General features: G+C 37.5%; 22 protein-coding genes and 1 pseudogene. 11 read left to right on the top strand and 12 right to left on the bottom strand.

From position 1 onward, the window contains the following. Positions 1 to 131: 131 nt before the first annotated feature. A complete protein-coding gene (locus APB85_RS00600) occupies positions 132 to 2762 on the top strand; it encodes a valine--tRNA ligase (protein ID WP_057480226.1) in 2631 nt (876 codons plus the stop codon). Positions 2763 to 2790: 28 nt separating this feature from the next. On the opposite strand, the gene APB85_RS00595 is transcribed toward APB85_RS00600, so the two are convergent. The 6 genes from APB85_RS00595 to rsfS form a co-directional block, all read right to left on the bottom strand. Next, a complete protein-coding gene (locus APB85_RS00595; RefSeq protein ID WP_057480225.1) occupies positions 2791 to 3066 on the bottom strand; it encodes an acyl-CoA-binding protein in 276 nt (91 codons plus the stop codon). A 6-nt stretch (positions 3067 to 3072) separates the two neighbouring features. Continuing rightward, on the bottom strand, positions 3073 to 3729 hold the full coding sequence (locus tag APB85_RS00590; protein WP_057480224.1) for a phosphatidylserine decarboxylase family protein: 657 nt from the start codon (positions 3727 to 3729) through the stop codon (positions 3073 to 3075). Then, complete coding sequence (locus APB85_RS00585) at positions 3719 to 4522, bottom strand: phosphatidate cytidylyltransferase (RefSeq protein ID WP_057480223.1); 804 nt, start codon at positions 4520 to 4522, stop codon at positions 3719 to 3721. The genes APB85_RS00590 and APB85_RS00585 overlap by 11 nt, the downstream gene beginning before the upstream one ends. A gap of 3 nt (positions 4523 to 4525) precedes the next feature. Next, entirely contained in the window at positions 4526 to 5137 is a 612-nt protein-coding gene (locus tag APB85_RS00580; RefSeq protein WP_057480222.1) for an LUD domain-containing protein, read from the bottom strand. Between the two features lie 99 nt (positions 5138 to 5236). Next, on the bottom strand, positions 5237 to 7303 hold the full coding sequence (gene ftsH / locus APB85_RS00575) for an ATP-dependent zinc metalloprotease FtsH (protein WP_057480221.1): 2067 nt from the start codon (positions 7301 to 7303) through the stop codon (positions 5237 to 5239). Between the two features lie 24 nt (positions 7304 to 7327). Then, a complete protein-coding gene (gene rsfS, locus APB85_RS00570; RefSeq protein WP_057480220.1) occupies positions 7328 to 7699 on the bottom strand; it encodes a ribosome silencing factor in 372 nt (123 codons plus the stop codon). Between the two features lie 95 nt (positions 7700 to 7794). On the opposite strand from rsfS, the gene APB85_RS00565 reads away from it, so the two are divergent. Next, complete coding sequence (locus APB85_RS00565; RefSeq protein WP_057480219.1) at positions 7795 to 8526, top strand: biotin--[acetyl-CoA-carboxylase] ligase; 732 nt, start codon at positions 7795 to 7797, stop codon at positions 8524 to 8526. Positions 8527 to 8625: 99 nt separating this feature from the next. On the opposite strand, the gene APB85_RS00560 is transcribed toward APB85_RS00565, so the two are convergent. Both APB85_RS00560 and pyrE read right to left on the bottom strand, forming a co-directional pair. Continuing rightward, entirely contained in the window at positions 8626 to 9018 is a 393-nt protein-coding gene (locus tag APB85_RS00560; RefSeq protein WP_057480218.1) for an SRPBCC family protein, read from the bottom strand. A 92-nt stretch (positions 9019 to 9110) separates the two neighbouring features. Continuing rightward, the gene (pyrE, locus tag APB85_RS00555) at positions 9111 to 9752 is read right to left on the bottom strand and encodes an orotate phosphoribosyltransferase (RefSeq protein WP_057480217.1); all 642 of its coding nucleotides are present in this window, start codon (positions 9750 to 9752) and stop codon (positions 9111 to 9113) included. 7 nt (positions 9753 to 9759) lie between these two features. Between pyrE and APB85_RS00550 the strand changes: the two genes are divergently transcribed. After that, entirely contained in the window at positions 9760 to 10383 is a 624-nt protein-coding gene (locus APB85_RS00550) for an NUDIX hydrolase (RefSeq protein WP_057480216.1), read from the top strand. On the opposite strand, the gene APB85_RS00545 is transcribed toward APB85_RS00550, so the two are convergent. Next, on the bottom strand, positions 10351 to 12102 hold the full coding sequence (locus APB85_RS00545) for a M14 family metallopeptidase (RefSeq protein ID WP_057480215.1): 1752 nt from the start codon (positions 12100 to 12102) through the stop codon (positions 10351 to 10353). The genes APB85_RS00550 and APB85_RS00545 overlap by 33 nt on opposite strands. Before the next feature lie 154 nt (positions 12103 to 12256). Between APB85_RS00545 and APB85_RS00540 the strand changes: the two genes are divergently transcribed. Both APB85_RS00540 and APB85_RS00535 read left to right on the top strand, forming a co-directional pair. Continuing rightward, positions 12257 to 13543, top strand: coding sequence for a PQQ-dependent sugar dehydrogenase (locus APB85_RS00540; protein ID WP_057480214.1), 1287 nt, complete (start codon positions 12257 to 12259; stop codon positions 13541 to 13543). Positions 13544 to 13554: 11 nt separating this feature from the next. Beyond that, entirely contained in the window at positions 13555 to 15843 is a 2289-nt protein-coding gene (locus APB85_RS00535; RefSeq protein WP_057480213.1) for a TonB-dependent receptor family protein, read from the top strand. A gap of 124 nt (positions 15844 to 15967) precedes the next feature. Here the strand turns inward: APB85_RS00535 and coaD are convergent, their stop codons facing one another. Next, positions 15968 to 16426 (bottom strand): pantetheine-phosphate adenylyltransferase, encoded by a 459-nt coding sequence (gene coaD / locus APB85_RS00530; RefSeq protein WP_057480212.1) that lies wholly within the window; start codon positions 16424 to 16426, stop codon positions 15968 to 15970. Between the two features lie 280 nt (positions 16427 to 16706). Between coaD and APB85_RS00525 the strand changes: the two genes are divergently transcribed. After that, positions 16707 to 17903 (top strand): hypothetical protein, encoded by a 1197-nt coding sequence (locus APB85_RS00525; RefSeq protein WP_057480211.1) that lies wholly within the window; start codon positions 16707 to 16709, stop codon positions 17901 to 17903. A gap of 33 nt (positions 17904 to 17936) precedes the next feature. Here the strand turns inward: APB85_RS00525 and APB85_RS00520 are convergent, their stop codons facing one another. Next, entirely contained in the window at positions 17937 to 18917 is a 981-nt protein-coding gene (locus APB85_RS00520) for a D-alanine--D-alanine ligase (protein ID WP_057480210.1), read from the bottom strand. A 169-nt stretch (positions 18918 to 19086) separates the two neighbouring features. Here APB85_RS00520 and APB85_RS00515 point away from each other — a divergent pair, with 169 nt between their 5' ends. The 4 genes and pseudogenes from APB85_RS00515 to APB85_RS00500 all read left to right on the top strand — a co-directional run. Then, the gene (locus APB85_RS00515) at positions 19087 to 19701 is read left to right on the top strand and encodes a PASTA domain-containing protein (protein WP_057480209.1); all 615 of its coding nucleotides are present in this window, start codon (positions 19087 to 19089) and stop codon (positions 19699 to 19701) included. Then, the gene (locus APB85_RS00510; protein WP_057480208.1) at positions 19701 to 20747 is read left to right on the top strand and encodes an RluA family pseudouridine synthase; all 1047 of its coding nucleotides are present in this window, start codon (positions 19701 to 19703) and stop codon (positions 20745 to 20747) included. The genes APB85_RS00515 and APB85_RS00510 overlap by 1 nt, the downstream gene beginning before the upstream one ends. A 36-nt stretch (positions 20748 to 20783) precedes the next feature. Continuing rightward, a complete protein-coding gene (locus tag APB85_RS00505; RefSeq protein WP_057480207.1) occupies positions 20784 to 21017 on the top strand; it encodes a hypothetical protein in 234 nt (77 codons plus the stop codon). 28 nt (positions 21018 to 21045) lie between these two features. After that, positions 21046 to 21291 (top strand): annotated as a pseudogene (locus APB85_RS00500) (type II toxin-antitoxin system RelE/ParE family toxin); the annotation flags it as partial. A gap of 79 nt (positions 21292 to 21370) precedes the next feature. On the opposite strand, the gene APB85_RS00495 reads toward APB85_RS00500, so the two are convergent. Then, positions 21371 to 22099, bottom strand: a complete 729-nt coding sequence (locus APB85_RS00495) for an SDR family oxidoreductase (RefSeq protein WP_057480205.1) — start codon at positions 22097 to 22099, stop codon at positions 21371 to 21373. 184 nt (positions 22100 to 22283) lie between these two features. Between APB85_RS00495 and APB85_RS00490 the strand changes: the two genes are divergently transcribed. Then, positions 22284 to 22568, top strand: coding sequence for a GIY-YIG nuclease family protein (locus APB85_RS00490; protein WP_057480204.1), 285 nt, complete (start codon positions 22284 to 22286; stop codon positions 22566 to 22568). The last annotated feature ends 50 nt before the right edge of the window (positions 22569 to 22618 follow it).

Raw genomic sequence — 22618 nt, 5'->3', positions numbered from 1 at the left:
ATTAGTTTTTAAAAAACGAAAGGTAAAGATAAGCTGAAATGATGTGTACTCAAAATTATATTCAAATCAACTTCTTTTATAATCCTTAAGTTATATTTACTTTTGCCTTTATTTTCAAAAACCAGACCAATATGGCGATTGCTTCCCAATACGATTCAAAAAAAGTAGAAGATAAATGGTACAACTACTGGATGGAAAACAAGTATTTTCATTCAGAAGTAGACGAGAGAGAGCCTTACACCATTGTGATCCCGCCACCTAATGTTACCGGCGTATTACATATGGGGCATATGTTGAATAATACTATCCAGGATGTTCTGGTAAGAAGATCAAGGTTGAAAGGCTATAATGCTTGCTGGGTGCCGGGAACCGATCACGCTTCTATTGCAACTGAGGCAAAAGTAGTAGCGAAATTAAAGGCTGAAGGAATTGATAAAAACGATCTTAGCCGTGAGGAATTTCTACAACACGCCTGGGATTGGACACATAAGCACGGTGGTATTATCCTTGAACAATTAAAAAAGCTTGGAGCCTCTTGCGATTGGGATCGCACAAAGTTTACGATGGATGAAAACATGTCAGCTTCAGTAATTAAGGTTTTTGTTGACCTTTATGAAAAAGGCCTTATTTACCGTGGTTACCGAATGGTAAACTGGGATCCTGTAGCTAAAACAACACTTTCTGACGAAGAAGTAATTCACATAGAAAAGCAGGGGAACCTATATTACCTAAACTATAAAGTAGAAGATAGTGACGATGTTTTGACTATTGCTACCACGCGTCCTGAAACTATTCTAGGAGATACCGCAATTTGTATCAATCCAAACGATGAACGTTTTTCACACTTAAAAGGTAAAAAAGCCATTGTTCCCATTTGTAATCGTGTGATTCCAATTATTGAAGATGAGTATGTAGATGTGGAGTTTGGTACCGGTTGTTTAAAAGTTACTCCCGCGCACGATGAGAACGATAAAATGCTTGGAGATAAGCATAACCTTGAGGTAATTGATATTCTTAACGATGATGCCAGTCTTAATTCCCACGGAATGCACTATGAAGGTAAAGACAGGTTCCAGGCTAGAAAAGAAATTGTAAAAGAATTAAAAGAAATGGGTGTGCTTACCAAAACAGAAGAGCACATTAATAAAGTAGGAACCAGTGAGCGTACCGGTGCGGTGATAGAACCAAAACTTAGCGATCAATGGTTTTTAAAAATGAAAGAGCTGGCTAAACCGGCTATTGACGCCGTGGTTGGTGACGAAATTAACCTGGTGCCAGATAAATTCCTGAATACCTACAAACACTGGATGGAAAATGTGCGTGACTGGAATATCTCACGTCAGCTTTTATGGGGACAACAAATTCCCGCTTATTTCTATGGAAGTGGAAAAGAAGATTTTGTAGTCGCTGAAAACGCTGAAGAAGCCCTGGAAAAAGCAAGAGAGAAATCAGGGAATGCTGATTTAAAGGCTGAGGAATTAATTCAGGATAAGGATGCATTGGATACCTGGTTTTCTTCGTGGTTATGGCCAATGAGCGTTTTTAATGGTATTCTGGAGCCAGAAAATGAAGAAATTAAATATTACTATCCCACCAATGATCTTGTTACCGCCCCTGAAATTTTATTTTTCTGGGTAGCACGTATGATTATGGCTGGGTACGAATATAGAGGTGAGCGACCTTTTAAAAATGTATACCTCACCGGGATTGTGCGCGACAAGCAGCGTAGAAAAATGTCCAAGTCGCTGGGGAATTCTCCAGACCCATTGGGACTAATTGACAAATATGGTGCCGATGGTGTTAGAGTAGGAATGTTATTGAGTTCTCCTGCCGGAAATGACTTAATGTTTGAAGAAGACCTGTGTAAACAGGGAAGTGCTTTTTCAAATAAGATCTGGAATGCCTTCAGGCTTGTAAAAGGCTGGGAAGTTTCCGAAGAAAAAGAACAGGACGAAACCTCAAAAATCGCGATAGACTGGTACACAGCCAGATTTAGAAAAACGCTTACCGAAATAGAAGACCATTACTCTAAATACAGAATGAGTGATGCTCTAATGAGCACTTATAAATTGATTTGGGACGATTACTGTTCCTGGTTCCTTGAAATGGTGAAGCCTGCTTATGGGCAGCCTATAGATGCAAAAACATATAAAGCGGTAATAGAAATTCTAGAAGATAATTTAAAGATTCTTCACCCTTTTATGCCTTTTGTAACCGAAGAGATTTGGCAGGAAATTACCGAAAGAAATGCATCTGAAGCTTTAATTATTGCAAAATGGCCTGAACTTAAGGATTACAATGAAGAAATAATCAATGAGTTTGCTTTAGCTTCAGAAGTTATTGCGGGAATTAGAAAAATAAGGAAAGAGAAGAATATTTCATTCAAAAACACCATAGACCTTATGGTGATGAATAATGAAAAAGCTTCAGAATTATTCGATCCCGTTATCTTAAAAATGGGGAATATAGATGCTTTTAGCTATGTAGATAAGCAGGTGGAAGGTGCGCTATCATTCCGCGTAAAATCTAACGAATATTTTATTCCAATAGCCGGTTCAATAGATGTGGAAGCTGAAATTGAAAAACTGGAAGAGGAATTAAAGTATAATGAAGGTTTCCTTAAATCTGTAGAGAAGAAACTTTCTAACGAGCGTTTTGTGAATAATGCTCCGGAAAAAGTAGTGGCAATAGAAAAAGCCAAAAAAGCTGACGCAGAAGCAAAAATCGAAGCTATTAAAGCCAGCTTAAAAAGTTTGAAATAATTAAAAAGGAGAGATTTTGGCGAGGTGATTATTCGGTTACTTCGCCAATATGTTCTTCTACAAGTTCTATATATTTTTCGCGAGCTTCATGCTTGCTAAGGTTTTTTATCTGTAGTAATGCATTAATTTTAAAAGCATTTCTAATATCTCCCTCGTTAGTAGGAGGAGCGTAAAAACCATTTACTTGAGTAGCTTTTTTGTAGTAGGCGTAGAAATGGAGCATAACATCTGGCGCAAATTTTTGATCTGTTTTGCTGGCCATGTCATAGGCTTTTAAGAATTTTTCTTCTGTGGTATCAGGCATAACTTACTATTCTTCAATATTGGCTATAACGCTTAGCCCACCTTTTACTTTTTGATCTAACTTAACCAAAATCGGCGTATCTAAAGGTAGAAAAACATCTACCCTGGATCCGAATTTTATAAATCCGCTATCACTACCCTGAATGACTTCGTCGTCTACTTCAGCATAGTTTACAATTCTCTTTGCCATTGCTCCCGCAATTTGGCGGTATAAAACTTCACCGGCAACCTTGTTTTCTACCACAACGGTAGTTCTTTCGTTTTCCTCACTGGATTTGGGATGCCAGGCTACCAGAAATTTACCGGGATGGTATTTGCTGTATTTTACTTTTCCGCCAATGGGATGCCTTGTTACGTGCACGTTTATGGGAGACATGAAAATAGAGATTTGAATACGTTTATCTTTAAAATACTCTTTTTCTTCAACCTCTTCAATAGCCACAACCTTACCGTCTACCGGTGCTACCACATTAGCATCATTTAAAACAGTTTTCCTTTTAGGATTTCTAAAGAATTGTATAATGAGCAAAAATAAAATGATAGTCACTACCAGGATAGCAAATTTTATCCAGTAGGTATTTATAAACGAATATGATACAATATTTATTGCGATAAGCAGCGCAGCCGCTATCGCCATAATTTTATAACCTTCTTTATGAAACATAATCTAGTATATATAGATAAGCATAGACAAATGGACTCGAAAAAATAATACTATCCAATCTATCAAATAATCCACCGTGACCCGGCATTAATGAACCGCTGTCCTTTACACCGGCCTGACGTTTGAATTTTGACTGAATAAGATCACCCAGGGTTCCAAAAATACTAAGTATTAGAGCTAACCCAAGCCAGATGGGAAAAGTGAGGAATTGGGTGTAATAAAAAATAAAAAAACTGGCAATACCGCTAAAAACTATTCCACCAAGAAAACCTTCTATGGTTTTGTTGGGCGAAATTCTTTCAAAGAGCTTTTTACTTCCAAAATTCTTACCTACAATATAAGCAAATGTATCGTTAGTCCAAATCAGGATAAAGATACCTACCACCAGTTTTGGAATAAAAACCCCTTCTATTGTTGGGATTAGCGTAAGAAAAATAACCGAGGAGATGAGGTAAAAAATAATAATAATATATTTCTTCTTCTCAAAAACAGGTATTTTTCTAACCACCAGTAAATCTTTTACCAGGAATAAATTGACAAAAATCGTTATGAAAAGCAGGAGAATTGTAGCGTCCTGATTGAATTTTAGATAACTGAAAAGATAAAATAGTAATGCCTGTACTCCATAAAGCGCATAGCTTTTGAGGTGTAGTAACTTCTGCATTTCTATAAGACAAACAAGCCCCAGAAGGTAAAATAAACTTATAAAAATAAACTCTGAAGAAAGTATGGAAGCAACCAATATGGATACATACAACAATCCTGAAATAGTTCTTATAATGGCTTCCCTCATATTTTATAAATCTTCCAGCAGGAGCAAATATAGGTTTTTTGTGCTACTTCCATAGCTCATAAAATCTCCTTCTTTTTGAGTTTCAAAATTTTTGATGGTAGTAATATTAGAAGGAATTCGCTGTTTGTTCCTGAATTTAATGCCGCGAAGGCCTTCGCCAATAGTATCTATTAATTGGCTTGTTGAAGAAATAATGACGAAATTATCTGGTAAGTCATTGAGTTTGCATTCTTTAATCTGGTTAGATGATATTAGGATAGAACCATCATTGGCTACCAAATATTCGCAAGTAGATAGAAAGAATGGAGCAGAGCCAGACTTTGTAAAATGGAGATTAAAACCTTTAAATTTATCCTGAAGATTAGGGTCTAAACAGAAGCACTCTTTCTCATACCAGTCGTTTTCCAGTAAGATATTATCAAAAGCTTCCTGCAGTTCCTTATCGTCTTCGCAATAAAGGAATTTACCACCGTTATTTTTAAAATTGAGCATGAATCGCTCATCAGTAGGTAGTTTTACCTCAGGCATATATTTACCCCGCTCAGCTTTTCCAGGAGATTCCTGCTTCTTGTCTGATTTAGATTTAGGGTTAAGAAATCTTCTAAATAGACTCATAGAGTATTGGGTGTGGTTCTCAACGTCATTTTAACCAAAGGTAAAAAATCTTAATTTAACACTTAGTCAAATTAAGATTTTTTAAACTATGGTTGTGAACTATTTATTAACTGAATTATTTTCAGTTAATGTATTCTTATCACTATCATCTCCCGGTGCAGGATGCTGCTTTTCGGTTTCAGAAACTTTTTCTTCTACTTTTGGAGTTTCTTTTTTACCAAGAACTTCGGTTTTGTCCTTCTCTTTATCATAAGGTCTTTTTCCGAAGATACGTTCCAGGTCATCCTTGAAAATCACCTCTTTGTCTAGAAGAATATCAGCTAACTGGCCTAATTTATCCTTATGTTCGGTAAGTAAGTCTAAAGCTCTTTGATATTGATTTTCAATTAAGTTTGAAATCTCTTTATCAATAAGCTCTGAAGTTCTTTCACTATAAGGTTTGGTGAAATTATATTCGCTTTGGCCTGAAGAATCGTAATAGGTAAGATTTCCAATTTTATCATTCAGTCCGTAAATAGTAACCATGGCTTTAGCCTGTTTAGTTACTTTTTCAAGATCGCTTAAGGCACCGGTTGAAATTTTATTAAATACAACCTTCTCTGCAGCTCGACCACCAAGGGCGGCACACATTTCGTCAAGCATTTGTTCGGGTCTCACAATAAGACGTTCTTCTGGTAGATACCAGGCTGCTCCTAGTGACTGCCCACGAGGAACAATAGTTACTTTTACTAGAGGAGCAGCGTGCTCTAACATCCAGCTTACAGTCGCGTGACCGGCTTCGTGATAAGCAATTGCTTTCTTTTCGTCTGGGGTGATGATCTTATTCTTTTTCTCAAGACCACCTACAATTCGGTCTACCGCATCAAGGAAATCTTGTTTCCCAACAGCTTTATTGCCTTTACGAGCAGCGATTAAAGCAGCTTCGTTACATACATTGGCAATATCAGCTCCAGAGAATCCAGGAGTTTGCTTTGCTAAAAATTCAGTATCAAGTTCATCTGCTACCTTTTTAAGTGGCTTCAGGTGAACTTCAAAAATTTCTTTTCTTTCGTTTAGATCCGGCAGGTCGACATAGATCTGTCGGTCAAATCTTCCGGCACGCATCAATGCTTTATCCAGTACATCGGCACGGTTAGTAGCGGCTACTACAATTACATTAGTATTAGTGCCAAAACCATCCATTTCGGTTAATAACTGGTTTAAGGTATTTTCACGCTCATCGTTAGAGCCTGAGAAATTACTTTTCCCACGTGCACGACCAATAGCATCTATCTCATCAATAAAAATTATTGAAGGTGATTTCTCTTTGGCTTGTTTAAATAGATCACGTACCCTTGAAGCACCAACTCCCACAAACATCTCTACGAAATCTGATCCTGAAAGTGAAAAGAAGGGAACTTTAGCTTCTCCTGCTACAGCTTTTGCTAATAAGGTTTTACCGGTTCCGGGAGGTCCTACAAGCAGCGCTCCTTTTGGGATCTTACCACCAAGAGAAGTATATTTATCTGGTTGTTTTAAGAAATCTACAATTTCCTGAACTTCTTCTTTTGCACCTTCCAATCCGGCTACATCTTTAAAAGAAGTCTTAACATCGGTATTTTGGTCAAATAATTTGGCTTTAGATTTTCCAATATTGAAAATCTGTCCTCCTGCACCGCCACCGGCGCCAGAGCTCATTTTTCGCATGATGAAAATCCAAACTCCAATAATTAGGATAAACGGCAACAGTGCCCAGAAAACTTCACCCCAAACATTGCTTTGTGTATCGTAAACAACAGTGGTGTCAAGATTATTTTCATTCTTGATCTCCTTAATGTCGTCTTCAAGGTTTTGCAAGTCGCCAAACTCAAAACTATATGCAGGAGTTTCGCCCCCGGTGTTGAATAATTCCGGATCGTTGGCATTTTTATGAATTTCTTTTTGGGCAGCTTCTTCGGTAAGGTAAACTTTCGCTTGTTTGCGGTTTACAATTTCAACTTTTTTCACATCGCCATCCCTAAGAAAATTAAGGAATTCTGCCGGATTGGTTTGAGCTGGTTCGCTAAAACCGCCTCCGCTAAAAAAGTTAAGTCCTAAAAAGAAGATAATTATAGCGGCATAGATCCAATAAGCACTAAACTTAGGCTTCTTGGGATCTGCGTTTTTTTTGGGTTGCTGTTTCGCCATTCTTGGTAATTCTAAATTAGATAATTAATAATTGGTTTCTATGGAGGTGATTTTTGCATCACCCCAAAGACTTTCAATATCGTAAAACTCTCTGATATGTTTTTGAAAAACGTGCACAACCACGTTTACATAATCTAAAAGCACCCATTCGGCATTTTCTCCACCTTCTACGTGCCAGGGTTTGTCTTTAAGAGCTTTACTTACAGTTTTTTGGATGGAATTCACTATGGCGTTTACCTGTGTGTTGGAAGTACCGTTGCAAATAATAAAATAATCACAAACGGTGTTTTCTATTTGCCTAAGGTCAAGAATATCTATATCGTTACCTTTTACTTCTTCAATTCCTTTAATTATATGTGCAATAAGTTGATCGTTGTTCGGTGCTTTTTTTGCCATTAAAATTAATTATTTTCGCAAAGTTATTACTTTTTAGCTGTTAATAGGCGTTGTTTACATAACATTTAACGCCTGTTTTATTTCTAACTACTATTATGCGTATAATCAAAGTTAATGCCACCAATTCTACTAACGAGTTTGCACGTGAACTCTACCGCGGAAATACTTCATTTGAGCCGGTATGTGTAGTAGCTCATGAGCAAACAAAAGGTCGTGGTCAAAGAGGCTCGGGTTGGCAATCAAATGCGGGTGAAAACCTAACTTTTAGCGTACTATATCCAAAAATTAGAGTGAATGTGAATCATCAGTTTTTAATGAGTGCTACCGTTTCTTTGGCGATAATTAAAGTGCTTAAGAAATTTAATGTTCCCGGTTTAAAAGTAAAATGGCCTAACGACATAATGTCAGCACGCTATAAAATAAGCGGAATTCTTATCGAAAATATTCTGAAAAACAATGAAATTGCTGCTTCGGTAATCGGAGTTGGGCTTAATGTAAATCAAACTGATTTTCCTAGACTTCCCCAGGCGTCTTCGCTTAAACTGGCTACCGGTAGGGATTTTAACCTGGATGAATTGCTTAAAAGAATCACAGATGAATTTGAAGAAAAGCTAACAGAAATTACGGCAAAAGCTGAAACTTCAATTTTAGAAGAATATGCAAAGAATTTGTTTAGAAAAGATCAGGTTTCTACTTTTCAGTTGCCAGATGCCACCTTTCTTACCGGCATTATACGCGGAGTTACTACCTCAGGAAGATTGAATATAGAGATTGAAGATTCAATCTTTAAAACTTTCGATCTAAAAGAGATCAAATTAATGTATTAAGAACTGGCAGTTTATCCAATTAGCAGTCTGGCGCAAATAATCAATAAAAAAACCTGAAACAAGTTCAGGTTTAGGAAATAACTTTTAAAAAATTCTTTCTTATAACTTGCCAATATTTTCGGCTAGTGTGTTTATAAATTTACTTAGTGGTTTTTTAACCATCATCGCCATCATCGCGTTAAATTCTCCATTAAACTCCATTTGTACTTCACTTTGATTTTCGTTTAAAGCTGAAATATGAGCTTTAAGCTTAAAGTCAAGTTTATCTGAAGTAGAACCTAAAACAACCAATTCTGGTTCTATGGTTTCTCGAATTTGTAATTTTATAACCGGCATTCCTTTAAGGCCAAAAACAAAGGTTTTCTCGTCTCTAACTTCAAATTTCTCTTTGCTCTCAGGCATTAATTGCTCGTAATTTTCAGCATTCGTTAAAAATTCGAACATTTCCTGCTGACTTTTATCTGCAGTTACTTTTTGGCTTTCTATATGCATTTTTTATAAATATATCCCTGACACGGGAATTTCTCCCAGGCTAATCATCTTTTGCCTGACTGTTATTAATTTTAGCACAGCATTAGGCTGCTTTATTTTTTCCAGTTTGCTGGATCCTGACGCCATTCTCTAAGTATTCCGGCCTCAGTAGCATTTATATAATTAGTTTTTTGGGCAGTTTCCAAAAGGAAATCATAATCGCTAAGCGTATGCAGTTCTATTCCTGCTTTTGCAAAATTTTCATCGGCAGTTTTAAAGCCATAGGTAAAGATGGCTAGCATACCTTTTACATTTGCTTTGGCTTCGTTTAAAGCTTTTACGGCATTAAGACTGCTGTTTCCTGTGCTAATTAAATCTTCAATTACCACTACGGTTTGCCCTTCAGATAAATTTCCTTCTATTTGATTTTTTCGGCCGTGGCTCTTGGCTTCCGGTCTCACATAGATAAACGGAAGGCTCAAAATTTCGGCTACCAGCATTCCAATTCCAATGGCACCGGTGGCTACCGCCGCAATAACATCGGGTTTTCCATATAATTCTTCAATTTGTCTTGCGAACTGTTCCCTGATATGGTTTCTAATTGGCGGATAAGAGAGAACTATTCGGTTATCGCAATAGATTGGCGATTTCCAACCACTGGCCCATGTAAAAGGTTCTTGTGCATCTAATTTTATTGCTTTAATTTGCAATAGCAGTTCAGCGGTTGTTCTGGCTGTTTCTTTATTTAAAATCATACTGCAAATGTATAAAGTTTTTGTAAATGATGTTCCCTTAATTCTCTCTACTAAGAAAGATTTAGGTGAAAATTATGTATCGCTGCCTATCAAAAAAGTTAGAATTAAGCGAATAATTAAAAAAATTAGTAAAGGTGAACTGCTCTATGTGAATCTTTATCACGAGAAAGAAGAAAAGCTACTGAAACATCTTTTTAAGAAGTTGCGGGTAGTAACTGCAGCGGGCGGAATGGTTTTAAATGATAAAGATGAAATTCTATTTATTTACCGAAAAAAACGCTGGGATCTTCCAAAAGGTAAAACCGAAAAGAATGAAACTATTGAATCTTCTGCCATCAGAGAAGTGGAAGAAGAAACTGGGGTAGAAGGTTTAAAAGTGACTAAATTCTTGCAGAAAACTTATCATATATTTAAACGAAAGGGCCGTTACCGCCTTAAGGTTACCCATTGGTATGAGATGCGTACTTCCTACGACGGGGAATTGCGTCCCGAAACCAAAGAAGGTATTGAGAAAGCCAAATGGAAGGATTTAAAGAAAAGCCAAAAGGCGCTTCAAAAATCCTACGCGAATATTAAACTTCTTTTTCCAGAAAAATATTTAACGGGGCATTCTAAAGATAGGGTAGCGTAAATGCGCCTCTTCGTAATGTTTCGATTGCTTATGCAGCCAGTCTAATTGGGCATACCAGTTATTAGAAAAATCAGTATCACTATTTTTCTTTTCTTCAAAACGCTCTTTTAGCTCTGGATTTTCGTCGAGCATATTTTTGGCGATATCCTCAAAAACATAAGGAGAAAAGCCTTCCTTTTGCTGAAGAACAGTATCAAAGAAATTCCAGTTGAAGAAAGAATCTGGTGCTTTAGGTTCTAAAGTCTCGATTAAATAGCGCGCACCTTCCTGAAAAGTTTTTACCACAAAATCTCCTTTTCTAAACTCAACTGAATCCATTGTTTTGGAAACCCTGGTTTCGCTGTGCTTGTAATGACCTTCGTAAGCCTGCTCGCCGGTTTTAAAATCTTCTATGCTATAAGTTTCAACATATAATGTGGTATCTCGGGCTAAGGGCTCTAGTTTTATTTGGTTCAGCTTCAAAAGGTCTGTGACCTGCCACCATCCCTGGGGTACAATATATGCACGTGGAATTTCAATAGTATCTTCAGCTATAAAATTATTGTAGTAATCCACTTCTTTGGTAAATGGCTTTTGCGTGTCATATTTTAAACGTTCACCACCGGTAACCTCACTGGCAATCATTTCACCCTCGTAACCTTTAAAATTGCGCTTACTTGGGTTTTCCATATCCGGTTTGTAGTTAATGGGATACCAGCGATCGGTTAGGTATTTTCTTGAAGCCCTGTTGCGAAGGTCTTTCATTCGCTCCCTGTCTTTTTCAGCAATACCAATCATACTTCGCATCAACTCATAAGTTCCTTTTACACGTTTAGGGTAAGGTTTTAGCATATGAGTTTCAACCATCATTCCAATAGTGTTCCATAGCGTGGTGTACCCGGTAGAGTACCTTGGTAAGTCGTTAAACTGAGAAAATCCCTCTTCTGGCACTTCATTAAAGACATTTACATAAGGTGTGATGTCCCAGTCTTTTTTAGCGAGCGAATCTTCCAGCGCCGGCATAATTTGTTCATTTAAATAGTTGCCGAGCTCGCCACCTAATTTATTGTGCTGGGTAAAGAGATGAGTGAGCGTATATTGATAATCGGCGCCGTTACTTACGTGATTGTCTATAAAAATATCTGGTTTAACGTGATGAAAAATTTCGTAAAAGCTTCTGGTGTTTCGCGTATCGGCTTTTATAAAATCCCGATTCAGGTCATAATTCCTGGCATTTCCTCTAAAGCCATATTCAGCAGGACCGTTTTGATTTGTACGGCTGGTAGAATTTCGGTTTAAGGCACCACCAACATTATAAATGGGAATGGTCGCTAAAACAGTATTTTTTGGCGCAGCAATAGAATCGCCGGCCAGGTCTCTAAAAAGCATCATGGTGGCATCTATGCCATCGCTTTCCCCGGGATGAATGCCATTATTAATAAGAATAATACTATTTTTCTTTCTTAGATCTTCAAAATCAAATTCTTCAGAAGGGCTGTAAATGACAAGGTGAAGAGGTTTGCCGCTATCGGTTTTTACAAATTCTTCCAGGCTTACTTTGCCGGAACTTTCGGCCAATTGGGTATAAAAGTCTATAACTTCTTCATAAGTGCCGGTTTCTTTACCACCACTTTTCTCAAAACGGGTCTCCAAATCATATTCGGTGACCAGTTGATATTTCTCTAAATCGCAGGAAATCAGCGAAAGTAGCCCCAAACTCAGTACGAGATATTTTTTCATAGTATCCTAAGCAATTGAAAGTATAAACTTAACCAAAACCCGCATAGCCACCAAACAACCTGTCCTAAATAGCGCTTGTTAAAGTAAACCTAATCCGCTTTAAAAACTTTTTAGCCGAAATATTTAAAAGTAATTTTAGGCTAAAATATAGATTATGAAAAAACTAACCACTATTCTGAGTCTCGGTTTCTGTTTAACACTGGCTGTTGAAGCGGAAGCTCAGGTAAATACAAATTTAAGCGAAGAAAAAAAGGAGGAACTCTCTAAACGCCCTGCAGACATTGTAGAGACTGAAATTGGGAAACTCAAACTGGTGCCACCATTTTCATCTGAATCTGTTACCAAAGAAAGTGAGGTTATTGGTTGGGGAGATAAAAAACCAAAAGCTCCTGCCGGATTTAAGGTAACTAAGTTCGCTGAAAACTTACAGCACCCGCGACGCACTTATATTGCGCCTAACGATGATATTTTTGTGGTAGAATCTAATACCAAAAATAGTGCTGACAGAATTACATTAATTCGGGATAAAGATGGCGATGGAAGTCCAGATTACCAGGAAGTATTTATGGAAGATCTAAATCAGCCTTACGGAATGTTGGTTTTAGATAATTACTTTTATGTAGCCAACACTGACGGACTTTATCGATATCCGTATTCTGAAGGGGATACGAAAATAGAACTGGAAGGAGAGAAAATTCTTAGTTTGCCTGCCGGTGGATATAATAATCACTGGACCCGTAATTTACTCGCCAATAAAGATGGAAGTAAAATCTATGTTTCTGTAGGTTCTGCCAGTAATGTTGGAGAGTATGGAATGGAGAAGGAAGAAAGGCGTGCCGCAATCCTTGAAATTAATCCTGATGGAAGCGGAGAGAAATTATACGCTGCCGGATTAAGAAATCCTGTAGGAATGGACTGGAATCCTATAACCGGCGAGTTATGGACAGCCGTAAACGAACGTGATAAAATTGGAAATAATTTAGTGCCAGATTATATTACCAGCGTGCAGGAAGGCGGTTGGTATGGTTGGCCTTATTCTTATTACGGTCAAATTCAGGATCCTCGCTGGGCAGAAGATCCGCATACTGATTTAGTAGAGAAAGCTATTGTACCAGATGTGCCGGTTGGCCCGCATACCGCTTCTTTAGGACTGGCATTTTACACTAAAGATAAATTTCCGGGAAAGTATAAAAATGGCGCTTTTGTAGGGCAACACGGTTCGTGGAATAGAGCGAATTTTTCTGGATATAAAATTCTTTTTGTGCCTTTTGATGAAAACGGAAAACCAGGACAGCCTGAAGATTTTCTTACCGGGTTTATTGCCGATGAAGCCGAAAGTAAAGTCCATGGAAGACCGGTAGGAGTTAGCGTGACCCCAGATGGAGCACTACTGGTAAATGATGACGACGCGAATATAATTTGGAAAGTGTCAGCCGAATAAAATTTAAAATATTGGAAAAAAAAATACTGGCACTTTTGTGCCTATTCTTTGCAGGAAACCTGTTCTCACAGGAAAATCAATTTAAAATATTAAAAACAAATTCTACTGAAATAGTTGCAGGTGCGAGCATCTCGAGTGCTTCAGGTGTAGTTGAGGTTTCAGATAAAGATGGTATTTTTAGTTTAGATGCTGAAGACTTGCCTGGTAGCTTTCAAATTTCGGCATTAGGTTACGAAACTTTGAAAGTTAATCTGAGCGCTTCTGAGTCTCTCCAGGAGATTTATTTAAGTCCAGGTTCAGAAAATCTTTCAGAGGTGGTGGTGCGCAGTACCGTAATTCCCAAGACACTTAGAAAAGTGCCGGCTTCGGTAAACCTGGTTACAGAAACCGATTTTAAACGAACCGATGCTACGAATGTGCTGGAAACTTTTAATACTGTTCCGGGAATGTATGTAAACCAGGGCGCTTTAAACACCAATAAGATCAATATTCGAGGTATAGGAGCACGTTCACAATACAGCACAAATAGAATTCAGGCTTATTTTGATGGAATTCCATTAACTACCGCCGAAGGGGAATTGACTTTAGACGATTTTGACCAGGAAAGCCTGGATAGAATTGAAGTAATAAAAGGTCCCACTTCCAGTATTTATGGTGCTGGTTTGGGTGGATCTATCAATTTATATTCTAAACAACCCGAAAGGGAAGAAGCAAGGCTATCTGCAAAAACTCAGTTTGGAAGTTTTAATACCCAAAAGCAGGTTTACCAGGCTTCTAATACCACTAAGAATTCTTCACTTTTTGCCACCTTTACAAATTTAACAAGCGATGGTTACCGTGACAACGGAAATTACGATAGAAAATCGGCTTTGGTAAACGGGAGTCTTAAAACCAGCGAAAATGGTAGTTTATCTTATTTAGCCAATTTCACCCGATTAAAAGCATTTATTCCAAGTTCTTTAAACGAAGAGGATCTTAGAAATAATCCTGAAAAAGCAGCATTTACCTGGGGGCAAGCCCAGGGTTACGAATCTTACGATAAAGGTATGCTAGGTGGTTCTTACACGCATTCACTTTTTGAGAATTTCAGTAACATCACGAGTATCTTTTTAAGTTTTAGAGATGCTTACGAGCCGAGACCTTTTGATATTTTAAAGGAAGAACGGGTTTCTGCCGGAGTTCGTACAAAGTTCAATTTAAACACTCAGATCTTCGAATTGCCTTCTGAAATTAGTTTTGGAGCCGAATACTATAACGAATGGTATGAAACCGGAACTTTTCAGAATCTATATGAAGATTTTCCGGGTGAAGGAAGTGTGCTGGGTGAACGCTTAAGCAATAATGAACAGGATAGAAATTATGCTAATTTCTTTGCTCAGGTTAATCTTGAATTTACCGAAAAATGGAACCTGGAGGCAGGCTTTAATATAAATACCACAAATTATAGTTTAACCGATCTTTATACTCAGGATGAAGTAGATCAAACCGGTGAATACGGATTTGACACTGTATTTTCTCCAAGAATTGGAACGAGTTATGAAATTGGCGAAGGCAAAAACATCTATGCATCTATAAGCCATGGATTTTCAACACCCACGGTTGCTGAAACCTTAACTCCTGAAGGGCAAATAAACACGAATCTTGAGCCTGAAACCGGAATTAATTATGAAGCAGGATTTAAAGGGAACTGGCTTCAAAATAAATTGTATACCGAAATTTCTGTGTATTCCATTCAAATAGATAATCTGTTAGTTGCGCAGCGAGTAGGAGAGGATCAATATGTAGGAATTAACGCAGGGAAAACCAATCATAATGGAATTGAGTTTCTAACTAATTACCGTTTTTTGGTAGGACCTGGTATTTCAATTAAGCCTTATGTAAACGGCGCCTTTAACTTTTTCGAATTTGATGAGTTTGTAAATAATGATGAAGATTTCTCCGGAAATGAGCTTCCCGGAGTTCCTAAATATACGCTAAACCTGGGCGTAGATATCCAAAGCGAGTCAGGTTTTGAATTCTTCGGAAACTATAGAAATGTTGGAGAAATTCCTCTTGATGATGCTAATTCAGGTTATACCGATCGATACAGTCTGTTGAATTTTAAAGCAGGTTATACTTTTAATGTGTTTCAAGATTTAAACTTGAATTTATACGGCGGAGTAAACAATGCCTTAGATGAAAATTATGCCGCAAGTATAGTCACGAATGCCGTTGGATTTGGAGGCTCTGCTCCACGATATTATTATCCTGGAAACCCCAGAAATTATTTTGGAGGGCTTCAGCTGAATTATATTTTCTAAAAAATGTAGACCTCACAGGTTTTCAAAACCTGTGAGTTATTTATTTCATTTGTTTCTTGTGAGCGAGAAACAAGCGCGGTGATAACTTCATTATTTTACCGGGCAATAATTCCCCCTTCGGGGGTTAGGGGGCTTTCCTCACCACATCTGGAACCATAAACTCGTAATTCCCGTTATTTCGAATAACATCCCGCACCACCGTTGAGGAAATATGACTTTTCCCGGAAGAAGTAATAAAAAACAGGGTGTCTATCCCGCTCATTTTATAGTTGGTTTGCCCAATGGCTTTTTCAAACTCCAGATCCTGCGCATTTCGCAAGCCGCGTAGAAGGAAACCGGCATTTTGTTCTTTGCAAAAATCTACGGTAAGTCCCTGGTAAGTGGTTACGGTTATTTTGGGTTCATTTTTAAAGGTTTCCCTTAAAAATCGCAGTCGTTCCTCCAATGAAAACATATAATTTTTATTAGAATTGGTACCAATAGCCAGGATAATTTCGTCAAAAAGCGGAAGCGCTCTTTCAATAATATCGGTATGGCCTAAAGTAATAGGATCAAAAGATCCCGGAAAAACTGCTTTTCTCATAATAAATATCTTTGTCTTTCCCCATGTCGATACCTAAGTATAAATTCTGACGGGAAACTATAAATTCATTCTCTTTATTTATAAAAGCTGAAAATCTATTAATATAATTCTCCCAGTCTTAGCTTTCTCGCTATTGTTTTTGGAAGTAAAACTATCAAACTTTTCAGTAAATATAAGTCTTTAGCTATGCAAGTGAAAATTTTAAAAACCGCTTAAAAATTTAGCAAGAAAAATATCGAAAATTTCGTGGAAATTATATTTTTGCGTATTAACATTATCCATGAAAAATAAACTATTTATTCTGTTATTTCTTTCGGTTATCTCTTATGTTTCAGCGCAAAATAAAGATAATATTGAAAATGAAATATTAAGTTATACCAATTCTCAAACTCAAATAATCTCAAAAGGAAGATTGCTTCTGGCCGATAGCTTTATGGAAGGTGATTTGAAAAAGGTAGATGAAGTTAGAAATTATTTGCTTAAAGAAGTTGATTCAGAAAATTATATAGCACTGCTGCCCGGCGAGCAGTGGTTAATTTCGTACTGGACGGGTGAATTTTATGATGTATTAGATTCGGTAAACTATTATTACACTAAAGGGAATAAGAATTATCAGGATAAAATCTTTCCGCCAGAAGATCGGCTTTATTATAAATTGGTGGAGAAGTCCTGGAACGAGCTGGAACAACTGGAGGGAGAAATATTAACTTCCGATTTAAATGAAGATCAAAAAGATTTTCTTTTACTTCATTTAAACTTTATGATTGCTGGGGAACCATTAAATACAATTACCCAGGATGAAATAAATGAAATGGCCGACTTATTCATAGAAAAACACCCTGCCGGAAAATATACAGAATTAGTTAAAAATAATATCAGATATAAATTCAAAGCCTCCAATTGGGGTTTTGCTTTCGATTTCTTCGCGGGATATGCCATCCAAACTGGGGAGCTCTCCTCACAATTTAATAATGGTTTTGCATTAGGGCACGGGTTCGATATTGAGTATAAGAAATTCACTCTCTACTTACGAAACTATATAGGTTTTCCAAAAACGCTTCGAGAGCAGGAAGTAGAAGGAATAAGCTGGGAAAAAGATATGCGCGTAACTCAATTTTTACCCGAAGCTTCTATAGGATATAGTGTGGTAGATACCGAAAAAATAAAATTAAGTCCCTTTGCAGGAATTGGAGGAGTGGGCTTTAGCCCGGTAGAAGCAGATATTCAGGATCGTCCCGAATTGGATGAGAGCACAGTTGGATTTGTAACTTCATATACCGTAGGTGCTAACCTGGATTTTAAACTGGGCTGGAATACGGGAGCTATATTCCCCAATAATAAAACCTATTGGTTTGTTCGTTGCCGCTACGGTTATACAATGCCTCAAATGTCTAATTATCCCGGTTATGACGGTAAAATTCATTATTTTAATGTAGGTATTGGTGGCGTTTTTCGAACCACGAAACGGGATATTTAATAAATAGCCATCCCGGTATTTTAAATTAAGTATCTAGCGGTTTTTTAGAGCTGTCTCGATCGCGCTGCCATAAAGTTCGGTTAAAGTGATACCGGCTGCTTCTGCCTGTTGAGGTAAAATACTGGCCTGACTTAATCCCGGGGTGGTATTCATTTCAATAAAATGGGGTTGCCCGTTATGAAAAATAAATTCAGAGCGGGTAAAACCTCGCATTTTTAGTTTTTTATAGATCAGTTTTGCGATTTCCTGCACCTGTTTGGTTTTTTCTTCGGAAAGATTCGCCGGTGTGATCTCCTGTGATTTTCCCAAATATTTGGCCTCGTAATCAAAGAATTCATTTTCAGAAATAATCTCGGTAACCGGAAGCGCTTTTACCTTCCCTCTATAGGTAATTACGCCAACCGAAACTTCGGTGCCATCAAGAAAGGATTCAATAATCACTTCGTCATCTTCCTTAAAAGCCGTTTTTGTGGCAGGAATAAGTTCTTCTTCCGTCTTAACTTTGGTGATCCCAAAACTGCTTCCAGCGCGGTTAGCCTTTACAAAACACGGCAAACCAACTTTAGCAATTATCTCTTCCGCGTTTACTTTATCCTCTTTATTTAGAAAATAATTCACCGCGGTTTTTATTCCGTATGGCTTTAAAACACTTATAAGATCTCGCTTATTAAAAGTTAAGGCTGCCTGGTAATAGCCACAGGTAGTCTGCGGAATTCCCACCAATTCCAGGTATGCCTGTAACAATCCGTTTTCTCCCGGTGTACCGTGAATAGTATTAAAAACACAATCGAAAGAAATTGTTTTTCCGTCTATTTTTACGGTAAAATCATTTTTATTAATCGGGTAAGGCGTATCATCATCAGTCACTACAAACCACTCTTTTTGTAAAATATGAACTCGGTAAGGTTCGTATAAATCGCGGTTTAAATGTTTGTAAACCATATTTCCACTGTTGATAGAGATTCTATATTCACTGGAATATCCGCCCATGGCGATGGCAATTTTTTTCTTCATTTCTCCGTTATCAGTTTTCAGTTCTCGGTTCTCAGTTCTCGGTATTTGGGCTGTTTTTGTTAGTTTCTAATAACTCATAACCCAAAACTCACAACTGATATCACAAATCTACAAACAATCTGCCACCAAAAGCAGGGGTTTTATATCTTTGCTGCTTAGAAACAAATGTATGGGATTCTTTAAATTTATTTTCAGTAAAACATTTTTAATTCAGTTGGTCATTGCTGCCATTTTAGTGGTAGTAATTGCTTTCTTAGCTTTAAGATGGCTGGATTACTCTACAAATCAAGATCAGCGTATCGCCGTTCCAGACCTGTCTAAGCAATCTTTGGATAAAGTAGATGATAAACTGGCAGCGCTAGATTTAAGATATGAAATTCTGGATTCAGCAAATTTTAATCCCGATTTTCCTCGTTATTCGGTAATAGAACAGGTGCCAGAACCGGGACAATTCGTAAAAGAGAACCGAAAGATCTACCTCACTTTAAATCCGTCAGGATATAGAAAAGTAATGATCCCTGATCTTATTAGAAGAACCAGAAGACAGGCCGAACCTACTTTACGGTCTTTAGGTTTTGAAATTGGAGACGTAAGTTATAAGCCAGATATTGCTGAAGATGCTGTTTTAGAGTTAAGGCATAAAGGGAAAAAACTGGAACCGGGAGACGAACTAATGAAAACTTCTACCATAGATTTGGTTTTGGGAGACGGTTCCGGAAGATATGAAATGGAAGAAGAAGGGCAGGATACTACAACTCCTGAAGAGGAAGAAATTGAACTTTAATGAAAGAAGAAGAACAGAACGAAATAGAGCAACAGGACGAGACTTTATACGAACATCATAAATTTGAGGCCGGTCCCGGTCAAAAACCTTTGCGAGTAGATAAATTCTTAATGAATTTTATTGAAAACGCAACTCGAAATAAAATCCAGAAAGCCGCGAAAACCGGTAATATCTACGTTAACGAAGAGCAGGTAAAACAAAACTACAAAGTAAAAGCCGGCGATGTGGTGCAGGTAATGTTTGAGCATCCGCCTTATGAGTTTTTACTAACGCCAGAGAATATTCCGTTAGATATAGTTTACGAAGACGATACTTTATTGGTAGTGAATAAACCAGCCGGAATGGTAGTGCATCCAGGCCACGGTAATTATAGTGGTACGTTAATAAATGCCCTGGTTTATCATTTTGAAAATCTCCCAAACAACTCCAGTGATCGCCCTGGGCTTGTACACCGAATAGATAAAGACACTAGTGGACTTTTAGTGATCGCCAAGACCGAAGAGGCTATGGCGCATCTCTCCAAACAGTTTTTTGATAAAACCAGTGAGCGAGAATATGTAGCTTTGGTTTGGGGAAATATTGAAGAAGACGAAGGCAGGGTAGAGGGCAATATTGGCCGACATCCTAAAAACCGTTTGCAAAACACGGTTTATGAAGGTGACGAGGCCGAAAAAGGAAAGCCTGCAGTTACCCATTATAAAGTGTTAGAGCGTTTTGGTTATGTAACCCTTGTTTCCTGTAAACTGGAAACAGGAAGAACCCACCAGATTAGGGTGCATATGAAACATATTGGGCATACGTTGTTTAACGATGAACGCTATGGAGGAGAGAAGATTCTTAAAGGAACTACTTTTACTAAATACAAACAATTTGTAGATAATTGTTTTAAGATATTACCACGCCAGGCGCTACATGCTAAAACGCTTGGGTTTATTCATCCAAAAACCGGCGAGGCAATGAGTTTTAATACCGAAATTCCGGAGGATATCCAGGCTTGTATCGAAAAATGGCGTAATTATGCCAAAAACCAGAAAGAGGTTTTGTAAGGTTTTTTCGTTAACTTTATAAGAAAGCTTGTTAAAATGGAAAACATACGCTTAAAAGTTAGTACAAAAGAGGCCTATAAAGACTTAATGGAGTTTTTGGAAAAGTTCGATAAAAATGAACTCGAAATTATCCCTGATTCAGATTTTGAAAAGCAAAAAGCAAATCTTCAAAAGGAGCTGGAAGCAATTGAAAAAGGGAATTCCGATTTAATGGATTTCGAAGAATATGACAGCTATCTGGAAAAGGTTATAAATGAATATGAAGATTAAATTATCTTCATAATTCAGGACTAAACTTGAACGTCAGGTAAGATATATTGCAAAAGATAAACCCGGAGCGGCTAGAAAATTTAAAACCGACTTATTGTCTGAAATTCGAAAAATTTCAGATTATCCATACTCTTTTCGTCCATCAATTTATTTTGAAAATGAAAATATCCGGGAAATGATTTTCAAAGGATATGTAATCATTTTCCGGATAGATTCTGAAAATAAACTAATTCTGGTTTTCGCGCTTTTAAAACACGAAGATTTCCCTCAATAAATTGTTTTAAAAACAACCCAAAAGTTCCTCCCCTTATTTACAAGGGGAGGTGGCCGCAGGCCGGAGGGGTTAAGAGTTTCTAACTCTTCCCCGTAGGTTTTATAAGCAATTCGTTTACATTTACACTATCGGGTTGCGTGGTAGCGTAAAGCACGGCATCTGCAATATTTTTAGGCGCTAATTTTGGTTCATCACCACCGTAATCTTTATCCTCTAATAATTCTTCATCAGTAATATCTTCTCTAAGGCTGGTTTCTACTGTTCCAGGTTCTATGGAGGTTACCCGAATATTAAAGTCGGGAGAAAGTTCCATGCGCATCGCTTTAGAAAGTTCTATCACTGCGGCTTTAGAAGCACCGTAAACAGCACCACCTTCAAAGATCTCTTTTCCGTCTACCGAGGCGATATTAATAATATGGCCGCTGTTTTGTTTTTTCATTTCAGGTAGCACGGCGTGTATACAGCGCAGCGTTCCCTTAACATTTACCTCTATGGTTTGCAGCCAGTCTTCAAGCTTTTCATTTTTAAGATAGGTGAGCGGCATTACTCCGGCCGAATTCACCAGAATATCTATGCGACCAAAATGATCGTAAATTTTCTCAAAAGCTTCGTGAACACTTTTATCGCTGGTTACGTCTAATTCTACTTCAAAACTCTGACTAAGTCCTTTTCCAATTTCTTTTAATTTATCTACACTTCGGCTGGCAAGGGCTACTTTACAACCTTTTTTAGAAAGTTCTTCGGCAATAGATTTTCCAATTCCGCTACTTGCGCCGGTAACTACGGCTACTTTATCATTCAAATTCATAGTTCTATTTTATTGGTTGGATTGCAAGTTGCGAGGAATTAAAAGCTTAAGGCGTTAAGAAAATTTGAAATAACAGGATTTTAACGGGTCAGCTGTTTGCTCTGGGGGAACGATCACGAGCTTACCGTCACCCCCTAACTTGTTTCGGGGTCTAACAGGAATTAAACTTTTTTTATATTTATAAATGAAAAATAGCTACATCTACATACTCTCTAATTCTACCAGAACAATGATTTATATAGGTGTGACTTCAGATTTGAAAAAACGAATCACCGAACATAGAAGCGATATGGGGTCATTGTTTGCCAGAAAATATCACCTTAAATTTTTAATTTATTTCGAAGAATTTTCAAAAATTCATCAAGCCATCGCCAGGGAGAAACAATTGAAAAACTGGCATAAAGAATGGAAATGGAATCTGGTAAAATCGATGAATCCAGAATTGAAGGATCTTTACGAAGACTTGTAGTTGAGTTTCGCGTCATGCTGAACTCGTTTCAGAATCTAACATGAAAAGAA

Origin of the sequence: Salegentibacter mishustinae (genome assembly GCF_002900095.1) — a bacterium.
Classification (GTDB): domain Bacteria; phylum Bacteroidota; class Bacteroidia; order Flavobacteriales; family Flavobacteriaceae; genus Salegentibacter; species Salegentibacter mishustinae.
The sequence above is the reverse complement of the archived record's forward strand: the minus strand, read 5'-3'. Positions and strand labels throughout refer to the sequence as shown.

Coding starts and splice junctions, on each gene's coding strand:
- APB85_RS00600 (WP_057480226.1), top strand. CDS start 132: ATGGCGATTGCTTCCCAATACGATTCAAAAAAAGTAGAAGATAAATGG.
- APB85_RS00595 (WP_057480225.1), bottom strand. CDS start 3,066: ATGCCTGATACCACAGAAGAAAAATTCTTAAAAGCCTATGACATGGCC.
- APB85_RS00590 (WP_057480224.1), bottom strand. CDS start 3,729: ATGTTTCATAAAGAAGGTTATAAAATTATGGCGATAGCGGCTGCGCTG.
- APB85_RS00585 (WP_057480223.1), bottom strand. CDS start 4,522: ATGAGGGAAGCCATTATAAGAACTATTTCAGGATTGTTGTATGTATCC.
- APB85_RS00580 (WP_057480222.1), bottom strand. CDS start 5,137: ATGAGTCTATTTAGAAGATTTCTTAACCCTAAATCTAAATCAGACAAG.
- ftsH (WP_057480221.1), bottom strand. CDS start 7,303: ATGGCGAAACAGCAACCCAAAAAAAACGCAGATCCCAAGAAGCCTAAG.
- rsfS (WP_057480220.1), bottom strand. CDS start 7,699: ATGGCAAAAAAAGCACCGAACAACGATCAACTTATTGCACATATAATT.
- APB85_RS00565 (WP_057480219.1), top strand. CDS start 7,795: ATGCGTATAATCAAAGTTAATGCCACCAATTCTACTAACGAGTTTGCA.
- APB85_RS00560 (WP_057480218.1), bottom strand. CDS start 9,018: ATGCATATAGAAAGCCAAAAAGTAACTGCAGATAAAAGTCAGCAGGAA.
- pyrE (WP_057480217.1), bottom strand. CDS start 9,752: ATGATTTTAAATAAAGAAACAGCCAGAACAACCGCTGAACTGCTATTG.
- APB85_RS00550 (WP_057480216.1), top strand. CDS start 9,760: ATGTATAAAGTTTTTGTAAATGATGTTCCCTTAATTCTCTCTACTAAG.
- APB85_RS00545 (WP_057480215.1), bottom strand. CDS start 12,102: ATGAAAAAATATCTCGTACTGAGTTTGGGGCTACTTTCGCTGATTTCC.
- APB85_RS00540 (WP_057480214.1), top strand. CDS start 12,257: ATGAAAAAACTAACCACTATTCTGAGTCTCGGTTTCTGTTTAACACTG.
- coaD (WP_057480212.1), bottom strand. CDS start 16,426: ATGAGAAAAGCAGTTTTTCCGGGATCTTTTGATCCTATTACTTTAGGC.
- APB85_RS00525 (WP_057480211.1), top strand. CDS start 16,707: ATGAAAAATAAACTATTTATTCTGTTATTTCTTTCGGTTATCTCTTAT.
- APB85_RS00520 (WP_057480210.1), bottom strand. CDS start 18,917: ATGAAGAAAAAAATTGCCATCGCCATGGGCGGATATTCCAGTGAATAT.
- APB85_RS00515 (WP_057480209.1), top strand. CDS start 19,087: ATGGGATTCTTTAAATTTATTTTCAGTAAAACATTTTTAATTCAGTTG.
- APB85_RS00510 (WP_057480208.1), top strand. CDS start 19,701: ATGAAAGAAGAAGAACAGAACGAAATAGAGCAACAGGACGAGACTTTA.
- APB85_RS00505 (WP_057480207.1), top strand. CDS start 20,784: ATGGAAAACATACGCTTAAAAGTTAGTACAAAAGAGGCCTATAAAGAC.
- APB85_RS00495 (WP_057480205.1), bottom strand. CDS start 22,099: ATGAATTTGAATGATAAAGTAGCCGTAGTTACCGGCGCAAGTAGCGGA.
- APB85_RS00490 (WP_057480204.1), top strand. CDS start 22,284: ATGAAAAATAGCTACATCTACATACTCTCTAATTCTACCAGAACAATG.